This is a genomic window from Nostoc sp. (assembly GCF_036917555.1).
In the GTDB taxonomy this organism is placed as follows: Bacteria; Cyanobacteriota; Cyanobacteriia; order Cyanobacteriales; family Nostocaceae; genus Nostoc.
In genome coordinates, this window is sequence record NZ_JBALDD010000077.1 from 274,695 (window position 1) to 289,115 (window position 14,421).

Annotated in this window: 16 protein-coding genes and 1 pseudogene; 9 read left to right on the forward strand and 8 right to left on the reverse strand. The window is 41.7% G+C overall.

Features of this window, described 5'->3' with window-relative positions; translation table 11 throughout:
- The first annotated feature begins 562 nt into the window (after positions 1-562).
- The 3 genes from V7K60_RS30675 to cobT all read left to right on the forward strand — a co-directional run bounded on the left by V7K60_RS30675 (position 563) and on the right by cobT (position 3,233).
- Positions 563-1,264, forward strand: coding sequence for a Crp/Fnr family transcriptional regulator (locus tag V7K60_RS30675; protein WP_104905149.1), 702 nt, complete (start codon positions 563-565; stop codon positions 1,262-1,264).
- Positions 1,265-1,277: 13 nt separating this feature from the next.
- Entirely contained in the window at positions 1,278-2,018 is a 741-nt protein-coding gene (locus V7K60_RS30680) for a DUF2232 domain-containing protein (protein ID WP_334825588.1), read from the forward strand.
- A 63-nt stretch (positions 2,019-2,081) separates the two neighbouring features.
- Positions 2,082-3,233 (forward strand): nicotinate mononucleotide-dependent phosphoribosyltransferase CobT, encoded by a 1,152-nt coding sequence (gene cobT / locus V7K60_RS30685; RefSeq protein ID WP_334931342.1) that lies wholly within the window; start codon positions 2,082-2,084, stop codon positions 3,231-3,233.
- A gap of 485 nt (positions 3,234-3,718) precedes the next feature.
- Here cobT and V7K60_RS30690 read toward each other — a convergent pair whose 3' ends face one another.
- Positions 3,719-4,090, reverse strand: a complete 372-nt coding sequence (locus V7K60_RS30690; RefSeq protein WP_334931344.1) for a hypothetical protein — start codon at positions 4,088-4,090, stop codon at positions 3,719-3,721.
- A gap of 356 nt (positions 4,091-4,446) precedes the next feature.
- Between V7K60_RS30690 and V7K60_RS30695 the strand changes: the two genes are divergently transcribed.
- Positions 4,447-5,604 (forward strand): extracellular solute-binding protein, encoded by a 1,158-nt coding sequence (locus V7K60_RS30695; RefSeq protein WP_334931345.1) that lies wholly within the window; start codon positions 4,447-4,449, stop codon positions 5,602-5,604.
- A 160-nt stretch (positions 5,605-5,764) separates the two neighbouring features.
- Here the strand turns inward: V7K60_RS30695 and V7K60_RS30700 are convergent, their stop codons facing one another.
- The gene (locus V7K60_RS30700; RefSeq protein ID WP_334931347.1) at positions 5,765-6,292 is read right to left on the reverse strand and encodes a hypothetical protein; all 528 of its coding nucleotides are present in this window, start codon (positions 6,290-6,292) and stop codon (positions 5,765-5,767) included.
- Positions 6,293-6,346: 54 nt separating this feature from the next.
- Positions 6,347-7,123, reverse strand: a complete 777-nt coding sequence (locus V7K60_RS30705; protein ID WP_334931348.1) for a class I SAM-dependent methyltransferase — start codon at positions 7,121-7,123, stop codon at positions 6,347-6,349.
- A gap of 122 nt (positions 7,124-7,245) precedes the next feature.
- Between V7K60_RS30705 and V7K60_RS30710 the strand changes: the two are divergent.
- Positions 7,246-7,431, forward strand: a pseudogene (locus V7K60_RS30710) (Uma2 family endonuclease); the annotation flags it as partial.
- Here V7K60_RS30710 and V7K60_RS30715 read toward each other — a convergent pair.
- The 3 genes from V7K60_RS30715 to V7K60_RS30725 are packed head-to-tail and all read right to left on the reverse strand — an operon-like array spanning position 7,423 to position 7,916.
- Positions 7,423-7,569 carry a type II toxin-antitoxin system RelE/ParE family toxin gene (locus V7K60_RS30715; RefSeq protein ID WP_334931383.1) on the reverse strand — a complete coding sequence of 49 codons (147 nt, stop codon included), beginning with the start codon at positions 7,567-7,569 and terminating at the stop codon, positions 7,423-7,425. The pseudogene V7K60_RS30710 and the gene V7K60_RS30715 sit on opposite strands and share 9 nt — an antisense overlap.
- Before the next feature lie 18 nt (positions 7,570-7,587).
- Complete coding sequence (locus V7K60_RS30720; protein ID WP_334931350.1) at positions 7,588-7,722, reverse strand: hypothetical protein; 135 nt, start codon at positions 7,720-7,722, stop codon at positions 7,588-7,590.
- A complete protein-coding gene (locus tag V7K60_RS30725; protein ID WP_334931352.1) occupies positions 7,719-7,916 on the reverse strand; it encodes a hypothetical protein in 198 nt (65 codons plus the stop codon). Before V7K60_RS30725 ends, V7K60_RS30720 begins: the two co-directional genes overlap by 4 nt.
- 100 nt (positions 7,917-8,016) lie before the next feature.
- Between V7K60_RS30725 and V7K60_RS30730 the strand changes: the two genes are divergently transcribed.
- Positions 8,017-8,640: a Uma2 family endonuclease gene (locus V7K60_RS30730; RefSeq protein WP_334931354.1), complete on the forward strand. Its 624-nt coding sequence runs from the start codon at positions 8,017-8,019 to the stop codon at positions 8,638-8,640.
- Here V7K60_RS30730 and V7K60_RS30735 read toward each other — a convergent pair.
- Positions 8,635-11,274: a U32 family peptidase gene (locus V7K60_RS30735; protein WP_334931356.1), complete on the reverse strand. Its 2,640-nt coding sequence runs from the start codon at positions 11,272-11,274 to the stop codon at positions 8,635-8,637. The genes V7K60_RS30730 and V7K60_RS30735 overlap by 6 nt on opposite strands.
- Before the next feature lie 305 nt (positions 11,275-11,579).
- Here V7K60_RS30735 and V7K60_RS30740 point away from each other — a divergent pair, with 305 nt between their 5' ends.
- Both V7K60_RS30740 and V7K60_RS30745 read left to right on the forward strand, forming a co-directional pair.
- Positions 11,580-11,933: an element excision factor XisH family protein gene (locus tag V7K60_RS30740; RefSeq protein WP_334931385.1), complete on the forward strand. Its 354-nt coding sequence runs from the start codon at positions 11,580-11,582 to the stop codon at positions 11,931-11,933.
- Positions 11,921-12,253 (forward strand): XisI protein, encoded by a 333-nt coding sequence (locus tag V7K60_RS30745; protein WP_334931358.1) that lies wholly within the window; start codon positions 11,921-11,923, stop codon positions 12,251-12,253. Before V7K60_RS30740 ends, V7K60_RS30745 begins: the two co-directional genes overlap by 13 nt.
- 176 nt (positions 12,254-12,429) lie before the next feature.
- Here V7K60_RS30745 and V7K60_RS30750 read toward each other — a convergent pair whose 3' ends face one another.
- Positions 12,430-12,564: a hypothetical protein gene (locus V7K60_RS30750; protein WP_334931360.1), complete on the reverse strand. Its 135-nt coding sequence runs from the start codon at positions 12,562-12,564 to the stop codon at positions 12,430-12,432.
- 195 nt (positions 12,565-12,759) lie between these two features.
- Between V7K60_RS30750 and V7K60_RS30755 the strand changes: the two genes are divergently transcribed.
- A complete protein-coding gene (locus tag V7K60_RS30755) occupies positions 12,760-13,911 on the forward strand; it encodes a hypothetical protein (RefSeq protein ID WP_334931362.1) in 1,152 nt (383 codons plus the stop codon).
- Positions 13,912-14,421: the final 510 nt, after the last annotated feature.

Sequence of the window (14,421 nt, forward strand, 5' to 3'; positions counted from 1 at the left end):
TCACCGTATCCCTATGGGGATTTTGCTACGTGCAGCGTCGACCATAGGAGAAGTTTTGAGTGGCAAAAGCCCCTACTTGGAATTGTGACTGTCATTATGTTATGGATTACTGGGAGTCGTGGCAATCTTCAATCATCGAAGAAGACAAGGAGACAAGTTTCTCCTTGTCCCCCCATCCCCTTGTCCCCTTCAACAGCCTTTGTTCAAAAAGCTTAATTTTGCGGGTTATTGGTTGCCTATTTTTGAAAATCGCGAAAATACCTGAGCAATAATTTACTCCCTTTAGTATCATTAATGTTGTTTGCCTATATTCATAACTAATCAAGTTTGCAGTGCAGCTAGCCCCTAAGCAATACAACCGCCGGCTATAAACTACTTTTTGCAAAACTTTTACCCCGTTTAAACTTATAGGTAAAGATTATTTAGAAAAACTTCTTGTCGCTTTCTTGTGTAGCATAGTTTAGTTTTTTCTTTGAAAGGGAGCTGTGCAATGATAGCTTAGGCTACAAATAGCGCTCCTGTTTTTTGTGTGTACATAGCAGCTTGAATTAAAGATGTCGTAATGGAAGATCGATATAGCTTGCAAGCACAGGCTAATTCCTGGATGATCACCTCCGCTCCCTTTTTTCAAGGGTTGCCAGAAACTGCTGTGGAATCAGCCCTCACCCATCTTGTTACCCGCACTCACCCAGCCAATCAGGTGATTTTACTGGAAAATGACTGGGGTGGTTCTGTATATTTTATTATGGACGGATGGGTAAAAATTCGCACCTACAATCTAGAAGGAAAAGAGGTAACGCTGAATATTATTGGCAAAGGTGAATTGTTTGGTGAAATGGCGGCGCTAGATGAAGCACCTCGATCCACGGATGTGATTACCTTGGCCCCAACGGTAATCGGTAGTATGCCTGCTCAGGATTTCGTCAAATTACTTCAGATAGAACCCTTGGCGGGAGTTCGATTGGCGCAACTAATGGCACGACGTTTGCGGCAAGTAAATCGCCGATTGCGGTTGCGGGAATCTGATAGCCAGTCAAGGGTAGCAGATACGTTGTTATTTTTGGCAGAAGGACAGGGAAAAAAAGGGCAAACCGGAACCGAAATCCCTAATTTACCTCATCGGGAATTGAGTAGTTTGAGTGGACTGGCGCGGGAAACGGTGACACGAGTGTTGACAAGGCTAGAAAAAAAAGGCTTGATTAAACGGGATCAAGACACTATTTGTATTCCCGATTTGTCAGCCTTAGAAAGAATGATCGTTTAAAAACTTGTCAGATATGAGTATTTTAGATTCTCTCCCAGATGAACCGGAGGAAGATCCATCCCCTGAATCTCCAACTCCTCAAAATCATTGGTTAGATAAAGAACAGCAGTTAATGCCTCCTCAAATCAAAGCTGATGCGCCCTTGAGGATGGTAGAAACGGCATTTTTAGCCAGTACCGCTAGCTTAATTTGGTTTATTAATTTTTACTTTCCCCTGGGGCCAGTTTTGCGGATATTTTTTCCAGTACCGATCGCTCTAGTTTATCTGCGTTGGGGCAAACGTGCGGCATGGATGGCAGCACTCACCTCTGGGTTACTGCTGACGGTATTGATGGGGCCAGCCCGCAGTTTGCTGTTTGTCATGCCCTACGGGTTCATGGGCGTCCTTTTGGGCGCTACGTGGTGTCGTCGTCGTCTTCCCTGGATTGTTTCTATCACCTTGGGTACGCTGTTGGGTACTTTGGGAGTTTTTTTTCGGCTGTGGTTGTTGTCTGTTTTGTCGGGTGAAGACCTATGGATTTATGTGATTACCCAGGTGACTGAGTTCATTGAGTGGGTATTTTTTAACTTGAGTTTGTTGGCGAGTCCGAGTGTATTTTTGATTCAAGTGGGAGCGATCGCATTAATTATACTCAACAACTTTATCTACCTTTTTGTGGTACACCTGGCAGCATGGTTGCTTTTTGACCGTCTGGGCAACCCGATCCCCCGCCCACCACACTGGGTACAAGTTCTCATGGATTATGAAGGATAGTTATTTGTCATTTGTCATTTGTCATTGGTTAAATGATCAGTCCTAACTAATAACCAATGTTCCATGCCCAATTCCCAAATTAGTATTTATACTCAAAAAGAACAGGGTGAACAATGGCTGCGAAGGTATCGTGGTTGTCTACCCGCATTTGCTTGTGTTTTAGGATTTACTGAAACTGGTTTAATTCCAGGGATTTCAGCAGCTGGTCGCACTCCAGAGGATCGGAAATATACAGCTTGTGCCGATGCTGAGTTTTTGTATTACGGCCCAGAACATAAAGCCCAATATCCCCTACCACCATTGGCGGCTGGGGCTTCACCTGTGCTGATTTCTCGCGCTGTCTTTGAGTCACTAAAGATACCAGTTCATTTATTTAATGCTGGTTTACCCCAGACTCCTGCTATGCCATTAATTGATTTGGGTGGCGCTCCTGCTAAGTGTTTAAGTGGAGGTGCTGCGATGGAAATTACAACAGTACACCACTTGTTTGAACAAGGGCTATTTTGGGGAGAACGCCTAGCCGCCAATATTCAACAGGGGTATCTGATTGTCGGTGAGTGCGTCGTCGGAGGTACTACAACTGCCCTGGCAATCTTAACTGGTTTAGGTATAGATGCTGGCGGAAAAGTTAACAGTAGCCACCCTGTTTGTAACCACGCGCAAAAGTGGGCACTAGTGCAAGCTGGACTAGAAAAGATAAACTTCCAATCTCAAATTCAAAATTCTGTAGATCCCCTACAAATCGTCGCCGCCGTGGGCGATCCCATGCAGGTGGTGGTAGCTGGGATGGCGATCGCTGCTAGCCGTAGTTGTGGTGTAATGCTGGCTGGAGGGACGCAAATGCTGGCGGTTTATGCGCTCATCAGTGCGATCGCTCAAGCTTATGCCTTATCATGGCAACCAGAAGCAGTAGTTGTAGGCACAACCCGCTGGGTGGCGGAAGATCCTACTGGCGCTACAGTTGACTTAGCCCTTAACTTAGGAAAAAACAGCTTAACTCCGAGTGGAGAAACCCCTCCTCTATTAGCAACTCATCTGAGCTTTGCTGATTCTCGTTATCCCCAACTGAGAGCTTATGAGCAGGGCTTTGTCAAAGAAGGTATGGGTGCTGGAGCCGCTTGCATAGCCGCCCATATTAGCCAAGATTGGCAGCAACACCAACTTTTGGCAGCCATTGAAGCCCAACTTGAACGGCTAAGTACTGCCTTGAACTAAAAATTAAAGTCTTTCCCTCTCCGAGTCGGAGAGGGACGATTTTACGTAGTGAAACCAAGGAGAGGTCTTTTCTGCGTGTCTGTACGTAAGATCGTCTTTTTAGCAATTTGAACTATAGCAATCCGTGCAAGAGTTATGAACTGAACAAAAAGATCCCCGACTTCTTAAATAAGTCGGGGATCTAAGCCTCTTGGTGGAGTAAATCAAATAGGATTGCTATATTTCCGAAACCTAAGGACACCAGTCTTAGGGTTGTTTTTTTTTGTTTCATAAATGAGGAAGAGACTAAAAACCTATGGGTAGATATATCACACTATTACGTAAAGAGATGTAATAGTATGTTTAACTTTTGTATCAATTTGATAGCTGGATTACTTACTTGTATCTAAGTATGTGCTCATAAAACCATCACTTGATATTGAACCTAAAGGCTTGTCTTACCTACCTCAATCTATTTTTTTAGTTCGTTGAACTTCAGGTTAAATTTAATGAATTCTCTCTCTAAGTAATTGTTCTTCTAAAGCAGCAATGCGATTGTACGCTGCTGTTAATTGCGCTGTGAGTCGTTGTATTTGAATTTCTGGTGTTATATTATCTCCACCTTGACGATGCATGTCTAGATAAATGCCATCTGTCAACACATCCTTGTGTTCCATTTCTGGATTTAAATTGTTACGTCCTTTGAACTGGTAGCCTCTAGCCGCGCCATTTTGTTGGCAATTATCCTTTGCTTGTGTATTCGCTAAAGAACACTCTGAGAAAGTTTGAGTGACTTTACCATCAAGCTGCTCAATTACTTGGCACACGGCATCTAACTTTTGGCTTAAAGTCAGGATCTGCTGCTGTAATAGCTCCATTTAATACCTTTATTCGTACATTTTCTATATGTTATTCAATTTACTCCCAACCTTAACGATACTTATGGATTTTTTAAGTATTGATAATTTTTGCTGGAAATGTGACATTTAAATCATTATTTCTAAATACAAGTAAGGTTCCACCATAAGTATTATCAAGTCAATTTATGGATAAAAATTAATCTTTAGGTAGAAATTTGACAAAATATCGCTAATTTGAGTCCAATATTCAAAATTAACCCTATTATCAACAAACAATACCGATAATTCTCCAACTTCACTTTTTCAGCTAGTCAGCCACTGGTGAATCTCTGCTTAATATTAGGTATAATCAAAAATCTCAAAATCCAAAATCAATGGATCGACGGTCTTTTTTGCTAGGTACAAGCACACTGGCACTTTCACAACTGCTTTTTGGCTGTGGTGGAAACAAGCAAACGCAACTAAAAGTACAGTTATTAAAAGGTTCTATACCTGGTCAGGTGGTGAATCAGTTCCACAAAGGTTTACAGCAACGGGTGCAGTTAAAGTTTGCTCCAGTTGAGCATATACAGGATTTATTTCACCAATTACAAAATTGGCAGCAGAAGCCAAAGACCAGTGATGAGCAGGGATGGAGTCGCTTTATACCCTTTAGGCAAGGTCAAAAAACGGCTGATGCAGACCTAGTGACATTGGGAGATTACTGGCTACAAGCAGCTATTGAACAGAAATTGATTCAACCATTCCAAGAAGTGCAGGGAAACCAGTTAAAGCAGTGGTCTGCTTTAGATGAAAGGTGGAAACAACTGGTAACGCGTAACGATCAAGGTATTTTGGATACTCAAGGGAAGGTGTGGGGTGCGCCTTACAGGTGGGGTAGTACAGTAATTGTTTATAACCGTGACAAGTTGCAAAAATTGGGATGGACGCCTAAAGATTGGAGTGATTTGTGGCGAGATGGAATACAGGAGCGTATTTCCCTACTCAATCAACCACGAGAAGTTATTGGTTTGGTCTTAAAAAAGCTAGGAAAATCTTATAATACAGACAATCTTGACCAAGTACCAGACTTGGAAAAGGAATTACAGATATTAAACCAACAGGTGAAGTTTTACAGTTCCAATAACTATTTAGAACCTCTAATTATGGAAGACACTTGGCTAGCGGTTGGTTGGTCAAGCGATGTATTGCCTGTTCTGGGACGTTATCCGCAGCTTGCCGCAGTTATCCCCCAGTCAGGAACAGCTATGTGGGCAGACTTATGGGTACGTCCCGCAGGGATTACTAAGGATATTTTATCAGATCAATGGATTGATTTTTGTTGGCAACCAAGCACAGCTAAACAAATTTCGGTGCTGACTAAAAGTAATTCGCCAATTTCTACAAATATTGCCACTTCCGATATCCAAGAACCATTATGGAGTTTGTTACAGAGCGATCGTAATGTTTTCGATAAAAGTGAATTTTTACTTCCCTTACCCCCATCAGCAATAAAACAATACGAGTCTTTATTTGCCAAAATTAAGGTTTAATTGGGAATTGGGCATGGGGCATTGGGGAGCCACTGCGTTGGGCGGGCAATGCCCGACTTGTTCGCGTAGCGTCTCCCCTTGGGAGAAGCAAGTGGCGTCATTAGGCATGGGTTATTTATTCTCCTTGTCCCCTCAGTCTCCAATCCCCACGCCCTTTTTTCTACAAAGAACGCTGTAACCCTATCTTGTTGTTAATAGTGGTTTGGATACTGCATAAAGCTGGACTTGTACTAAAGTTGCAAGTGTAGGTTGCCAAGGGTTCTTTTTGATAATTAAATACCCGGACGTTGTAACCAAAGTTCCGTGCAGCGCTACCCAAGCGATTTACGAAGTCGTAGCGCTCTACATACTCTAGTAAACTCCAAATTTGCTGATTCACGATCAAGTCTACTCGTGCAGGTTCTTTGTCAGAAGCTGGATATGCTATCCAATTATCCAATAGCTTTTTTTCGGAGTTTTGTTGTGCCCACCATAAACTGGGAACGGTTAATCGTTCTGGATGAATGGTGTTAGCTGTAATTACATAGTTTTTTGGCTTGGTCAATAAGTCTAGTTCTAAAGGCGCACTAGAAGGTGACGGTATTGAACGGGTTTGCGCTAGTGAGGGCGGGACTAGTAAAGCTGTGAGGGTAATGGTTAATAGTAATGAAAACGATATCTGGCATTCGCACAATTTAGGTATATGCATAACTGATACTAATTCATCATTCTTTATGAAGGCACAAGTTAAAATTCGCACAAATTAAACTTTAACGGCAACGATGCGAATTCTTCGATAATCTGCTGTCCAAGTTCCTTGTTGATATAGTGTTGGCTTCAGATATTCCTCGACGACGGGAATTATTTGTATTTGTTGCTCAGGTGAAAGTCCTGCTAAGAAAGGGCTGGCGAACATTTTAATCCAGTTTGCCATACCTGCTTCTCCCTCTGCTAGGGGAGTTGGGCGAGGAAACAGGATAGCATAAATGACATCAAAGCCTTGATGTTCTAAAAGGCTGGCGTATTCACCAATGCTGGGGTAATACCAAGGATTCTCTACTTGTGCTTGAGGGATACCAATGGACTCTAAAGCTCTGTATAAAGCTGTGGCGATCGCCTTTATATTCCCTTTGCCCCCAAATTCTGCAACAAAACGGCCTCCGGGTTTTAGGGATTGATGTATGGATGCGATCGCTCTATCTGCTTCTTTCACCCAATGCAATACAGCGTTGGAAAACACAGCATCTAATGGCTTATCTATTTGAAAGTTCCTAGCATCAGCAACATCAAAGCGGATATGGGGATAGTTTTGTCTGGCCTTTTCTATCATCGCGGGTGCATAATCAACTCCCATTACTTCAGCCCCAGCTTGGGCAATTTTTTCTGTAAGTTGTCCAGTCCCACAGCCAAGATCCAGAATGGATTCTCCTGGCTGAGGGTTGAGTAATTTCAGTAAGTCTTCGCCATACTTCCAGACAAAGGCGTGTTTATCTTCGTAAAGGGAAGTATCCCAATTATTGCTTGTCGAAATATTATTCATAAGTAACTATGGTGATTTTTAATTGAATATAATAAAACCTTTTTCTCACCTACAAAACAAGCGTTTCAAGATTGTAAAGAAAGATGTGACTAATGGATAGCCTGTGAGGAGAGAGGCTTTAAATTCCTTATGGCGGATGTTATGAACTACACGATGGGGTAATTGTTGAAATGCAGCCAGTAGGAGATCATAAAGAGATTAATGGTTTTTTAGGTGGCGAAATAACTTTAGAGTTCAAACGTTTAAAACTCCCATGCCTCATACCTAAGCAAGCATTAGTCAAAGTTCCTGGCAAAGAATCAAGTTTCATCAATAATAGATTCGATTTGTTGAGAACCATGAAGAACAGCAAGAACATCAATTTGGTCAGACTTAATATAATAAATAATGCGATAAGAGCCTTCAATAACTTCTCTAATCTGCTTAGTTTCAAATTCTGGAACAATGCGACCCGATAATGGAAATTAGGCAATTTGCTCAAAGACTGGTTGAGTTAATCGCTCAACCAGTCTTTGACCATAGTGAGGAAACTTTTGAAATATATAAGTATAAATAGATGATAAATGATTAACGGCTGTTTCTGTCCAAAAAACTTTCACGGTTGCAATCCAAATTTTGCACGTACTTCTTCAACAGAAACGACTCTTCCCGCTTCACTATCAGTTAATCCCGCTTCTATTGGTTGTCTTACATAGATTTCATACATTAAATCATCCCATGTAAAATTTTCTGGCAATTTGTCAATTAGCCGTCGTGCTTCTTCCTTGATATTTTTGATTTCCATAACATTCATTGACTACAATCACGTCTATCTGGTTATTATAGCGATTCCCCTCAGTGATGTGATACTAAATAATTTGCTAAACTCTGAATCATCATCAGGAGTAAGTGTGATGTTTCAAGCCTTACCAAAAACGATCGCTTTTGAAGAATTCCTTAATTGGAAACCAGACGGCAGATGTTATGAACTACACGATGGGGTAATTGTTGAAATGCAGCCAGTAGGAGATCATGAAGAGATTAATGGTTTTTTAGCTGGTGAAATAACTTTAGAGTTTAAACGATTAAAACTCCCATACCTCATACCCAAGCAAGCACTAGTTAAAGTTCCTGAAAAAGAATCAGGTTATTCGCCTGATGTTATAGTCATAAATCAAAACAATCTTTCAGCAGAACCGATGTGGAAAAAGTCCTCAACTGTTACTCAAGCTGCGTCGGTTCCCCTAGTTATTGAAGTCGTCAGCATTAATTGGAGGGATGATTATGCATCCAAGCTGGTTGACTACGAAACTTTTGGCGTTCCTGAATATTGGATTGTTGACTATTTAGCTTTGGGCGGTAGAAGGTATATAGGTAATCCCAAACAACCGACTATTTCGGTTTATTATTTGGTGGATGGTGAGTATCAAGTTAACCTGTTTCGGGGAAGCGATCGCATTATATCTCCTACATTCCCAGAATTAAACTTGACTGCCGAACAGATTTTTCAAGCTGGGCGTTCAGAAAATCAATTATGACCGCAGTGCTGACACTCCCATAGGCCCACGAGTCACACCCAGCTGATTTTGCAACTTCAACTCGCGCCAGAGTTGAGAACCTGTAATCTCGCCTTGCAGTAGTTGACTGTAACGATGTATTGTTTTACTCACTTGTTCTGGTGTTTCATTGACAAATTCAATGCGAAAGTGACGTAATCCCAGTTCTATGAGGCGCTGTACGTACTCTGCTCCTGTTTGAGCAGTGCCGTTAAATACAGTATTGCGGCAACCTACATCCGCTTTAATAACGTGTTCGCTGCCTACACGGTCTTTTAATTTCACTTCCTGCTTTTCACAAGGTCGTCCACAGTTGGTGTAGTCTGTACCCGTTGATAGAAAGGCACAAAATACACAATGCTCCATGTGAAACATCGGTATATGTTGATGGATTGTCACCTCAAACCACTGAGGTGGACAACTGGTGAGCAGGTCTTGTAGTTGGGTAATATTCAGGTCATAGGATGCTGTCAGCCGTTCTAAACCAAAGTGTTGCTGAAAGTAGTCTGCTGTTAAAAGATTAGCAACGTTGAGGGAAAAATCTCCAATACAACGGTCTTGAGCAAAGAATTGCAATTGGTCATAATTCCGTATCAGATAGCCATCTGCTTCAGAGGCACGTACTTGCTGCAAAATCCAATTTTCCCCTGGTTTAGTAATTCGGGGTGGTGCAACCCAAATTGTGGGGAGTTGGGAGTTAGGAGTTATGAGTGCTGAGTTATGAGTTAAAAGTGAAGAATTTTCTGCTTCGTTTTGTTGCTGTTGTTGGCGCACCAGTTGCACGGCTTCTCGATAGGCGCGGGGGTCTTCAAATTCACAGTAAAGTGTTTGGATTCCCGCTTGGAGTGCTGCTTGGAGTTGCTTGAGATTTCGTACTAGGACGATGAGTGAAGGAGATGTAGCTTTAGCTTCCTGCAGGGTGGGAGATGAGGGGAGTAAATTTTGGAAAGAGACATCAGAAGCTAATTGCCAGCGTTTGGGTTGACTTCGCAATTCTTCCAACTGCACGACAATTTCCCGCCGCATCCGGTTCAATTCACTAACGGGTAGCATAAAAGTACCACTAAGATGCTTGGTTAGTGTTCCCAAACAAAAAGGTGTGTTACCGAGACGACCGAATTGTTCTTGTAAACGGTCTGTATCTAGGGGTTTAGTGTGTGCTTCAACCAGAGAAATTGCAGATTCTACCTGTACAATATTACCGAGTCGATCGCGGGCGATCGCAATCAATGGCTGACCAACTTCTCCATAAATTTCTACATTGATGGGACGCTGAAATTGGGGATTCTCGCCAGCAAAACTCTGACGCACTTGCTTATCGAGTTCTGGATCGCTGGTTTTCCAAATGTGATCGCCTATATGCACTCGGCGCAAGTTCAAGTCATTTCTACCAAAGGTCAGCACACTTTCCTTTCCTTTGGAAACCACCCCATAAACTCGCCCGCCTTCTTCCTTCGCCTCTGGATGACCGCAGTCAAATACAATTCCATCGCCTGGTTTTACAGGCGCTTCCAATTTGACTGTTACCTCTTCGTTTTGAATGCGACTGACTTCACCTAAATAAACCCCACGTTTTTTACCAAAGCGGGCGTGAACTAGTTCCTGATTATTAATCCCGCCAAACCAGCCCGTGTAAAGTCCGCGAGAAAATGCCATTTCTAAGTTGTAGTGTTCTTGGTCTGATTGACCTCTCCCCCCTTCCCTTGTAGGCAAAGGGGTTAAGGGGTTAGGTCTTTCTAATTCTGTCATTACACTATCCAAAGCTTGCCGATAAACACGGGTAACATTAGCAACATACTCTGGAGCTTTCAGGCGACCTTCAATTTTGAGACAGGTTACTCCTGATTTCACCAAATCTGGCAAAACATCTAACCCTGCTAGGTCTTGAGGACTGAGTAAATATTTACGTTCTTTTAAATTCACAACTTCCCCATCGGCGATTAAATCGTAGGGCATCCGGCAAGCTTGGGCACATTCACCTCGGTTAGCAGAACGTCCACCTAAAGCCTCACTAGTCAAACACTGACCGGAATACGCTACGCACAAAGCACCGTGAACAAAAACTTCTAATGGCAACGAAGTTTCTTGTAGGGCAATCTGCTGCTGAATTTTATTGATTTCCTGAAGAGAACATTCACGCGCCAATACCACCAATTGACAGCCAAGAGATTTGGCAAATTTCACCCCAGCCGTACTGGTAATCGTCATTTGCGTGGAAGCATGGATGGGAAAATCGGGGGAAAGGTGACGGATGAGACGGCATATTCCAATATCTTGAACAATTACCGCATCCACACCAGCTGCAATAATTGTGCGGAGATATTGCTGTGCTTCTGCTAGTTCTTTGGGAAATATTAGTGTGTTGACAGTGACATAACCCTTTACACCCCGACGGTGCAGGAATGTCATCAATTGGGGTAAGTCCGCCTCAGTAAAATTTTGTGCCCGCATTCTAGCGTTAAACCGATCCAAACCAAAGTAAATCGCATCTGCCCCATTTTCCACAGCAGCTTTAGCACAGTCCCAATTACCTGCTGGCGCAAGTAGTTCGGGACGTTGAAGGGAGGGTTGGGAAGGGGAGCGTAGGCGTAGCCCATCGGAGATATCGCTTTTCATTAAATTTAGAGAGGGTTAACTAGCACCATAGTGATTTTATCGAAGTTATTGGAGGATGGGGCGATCGCTCTCTCATCTGCGGTTCATTCAATCCTCTTCTCCTTTGCATCTGGAGTAAGTAGACAGGCGAGAAGAAACAGAACTATATTAAATTTAGTTAAAAAAACTTTCGCTAGGTTGTCAATGTATTAACAAAATAGAAATTCTTAAATTAAGCACCGCCATAAATTGGAATTAGACCTGTGTCTGCTAAAGATGCTTTTCATACAGTTGTCAAAACAGCACTTGAGAAAGATGGCTAGTTAATCACTCACGATCCTTATGCTCTCCAGGCAGGAACCCTTGAATTATATGTTGATTTAGGAGCAGAAAAAGTTATTGCAGCCGAAAAACAAGGACAAAAAATAGCTGTTGAAATTAAAAGTTTTCTAAGTCCGTCAAAAATCACAGAACTTTATGCTGCATTAGGACAATTTATTATTTACCGAATTGCTTTACAAAAACAAGAAGTTAATCGTACTTTATATTTAGCAGTTCCTAGTACTGTTTACAATGATTTTTTTATCCTTCCATTTATCCAATCTGTAATTAAAACTAATCAGCTCTGTTTACTAATTTATAATATTGAACAGGAGGCGATCGCCCAATGGCAAAGCTAGAGGAATATCGACAATATATTAAGAATTTGCTTGAACAACACGCTAGTACTGTTTGGGATAATCGTATTCAAGCACAGACAATTTTTGATATAGAACACGATCGTTATCAATTAGTTTATGTAGGTTGGCGCGAGCAAGACCGCATATATGGGCCTGTTCTCCATTTAGATATTATTGATAAAAAAATTTGGATTCAGCAAGATGGGACAGAGGTAGGAATTGCTAATGAATTAGTTGAATTAGGTGTCCCAAAAGAGGATATTGTTTTAGGTTTTCAGTTACCGTCTGTACGAAAATATACAGACTTTGCTGTTAGTTAATTGAATTTATTAAAAATAGCGATCGCTCTCTCATCTGCAATTTATTGATTGAGAGTGGGTTTCAAGCCGCGTTCAACAGATACTTTTAAAGCTTTTGCTTTACTTACTAAGCCACTTCGGTAGACCTGCATGAGTTCATCTAGTTGACGAATTTCTGCATCATTAAGCTGTCCCTCTCAGTGACGAGTTAACAATTCACTGAAAACTTTTTGTTGCTGACTTTCCATCTGCATATCGCACACAGCCAAAACCTGATCATCCGGTAATGACTCCAGATGTAGTTCGATAATAGCGCGGTTAATTTCAGCCATTTTCTACCAGTTTGCCTTTTACTTATGATTGTATCTGTGATCGCTCTGCATCTTCTGGTTAAAAAGAGCAGCTATTACACAAACTACAACTCAATTTGGGAATACTAACTAAGGCGCAGGTATTTGCTGTGCAGAATCGAAGCAACTGGCTACCAGACATCACGTCGCTGAAATTTTAGCAACTAGGAGAAAATTATGAGTTTACCAGTGACAGTAACCTTTATGCTTGCTGATTGGATTGTTAAAGGGTTAGCAGATGGAACTTTTGAACGAGTTGGAGGTTTAATTAGAAATGTAAAGACAAAACAAATTGTTACTTGGTTACGAGAGCAGGGAGCAGATAATTCTACTGGAAAACAGTTAGAGGAACTTGGGCGAAGTCTGCAAGCAACTCAAGGAATTTTGCAGGTAACTAGTGCAGTCAGTATACTTAACCTTGGTGTCTCAGTTATAGGCTTTGCTGTAATAGCACAACGGCTTAAGGAATTAGAAAAACGCTTACAACAAGCACAAAAACTGTTAAATAACATTAACCGTAAAATCGACCTTAGTTTCTATGCTAATTTTCGTGCTGCAATCGAATTAGCAACTAATGCCTTTACGATGACCAAAACTGAAAATCGTAGAAGCAGCGCCCTACAAGCTATTAACCGCTTTTTAGAAGCAGAGCATATTTATACTGAATACACTGATATCGAAATTGAGCAAAAAAGCCAAATTGCTGATGAATATCTGCTGACTTTATCTTTAGCCTATCTAGCTGAAGCACGTTGCTATTTAGAATTAGAAGAACACGATACAGCACTTCGTCGCTTTCAAGAAGGGTCAATAGTTATTCGTTCTCGTATTCATAAATATGTTAAGCTTCTACTTACTTTTAATCCAGCAGTATACTTACAACCTCAGTTCAGAGGTCAGATTGATTTGCGGAGATTAACCCGAATTTACCAATGGCTCGACCCAACTTTGGATGAAAATGCAGTCTTCGATATGCAACGGATGAATCTATTCATGTTGGCTCAAGACCCGAATAACTCGAAGTGGGTACAATCAATACCAGCCGCAATTTGGGATTCCGAGATAGATTGGGTAGGCAAAGCAATTTGGGATGATCCTAAGCCGCAGATTTACGCACGTCTTCCTAAAACTTTGGCAGTAATGGAATCTATGATTGAAACCGATCGCCGCTTTGAATCTTACCAAACAGAAGTACAAGCAATATCCCAATTAGGAATCAGTTTTCATGACTGGCTTAAATTAACTCCATCCATAGAAATTAAACAAAATGGCAACGGATTGATATATATCATTCCATCCAAACCTCTAGAGTTACAACCTTCCAGATGAATTCAGTTCACTCTCTTACCTTGCGTTCTTTGCGGTTCGTAAAAAAAGAGCGATCGCTATTTATTGCACAAACCGCAACTCAAATTGGCAATACTGAGTAAAGCAAGCCAGGGCAAAGGTAATGAATTAAGTCTTTAAATATGAAAAGAGAGTCAGATAAGGAAAGCGCCGAGCCAGCAGCGCAGTTAGGAAATTGGTAAGTTTATACAATAGTGCTAGTATGGTGCAACTAACTGTATATATTGATCAGAAAGCAGCAGTTAATTAACAGCAAGCGATCGCTGTTAACTCCTCTTTTAATAATGGAAGTAAAAAAAGATACTCATCTGAATACTTAGTGCAACGTTAGTGGCGTCCTTTTGTCAAGCCCCTCTCCCTCTATTCATGGATAATGGCAAGCCGCTGCGCGTCTACGTAAACAGGACTTACGCAACTGTCACAAGCGAGGGCGCGGCGCAGCCGTGCCAAGCGCCAAACAACTAGACAATAAACATAGGAATATCCGGACGT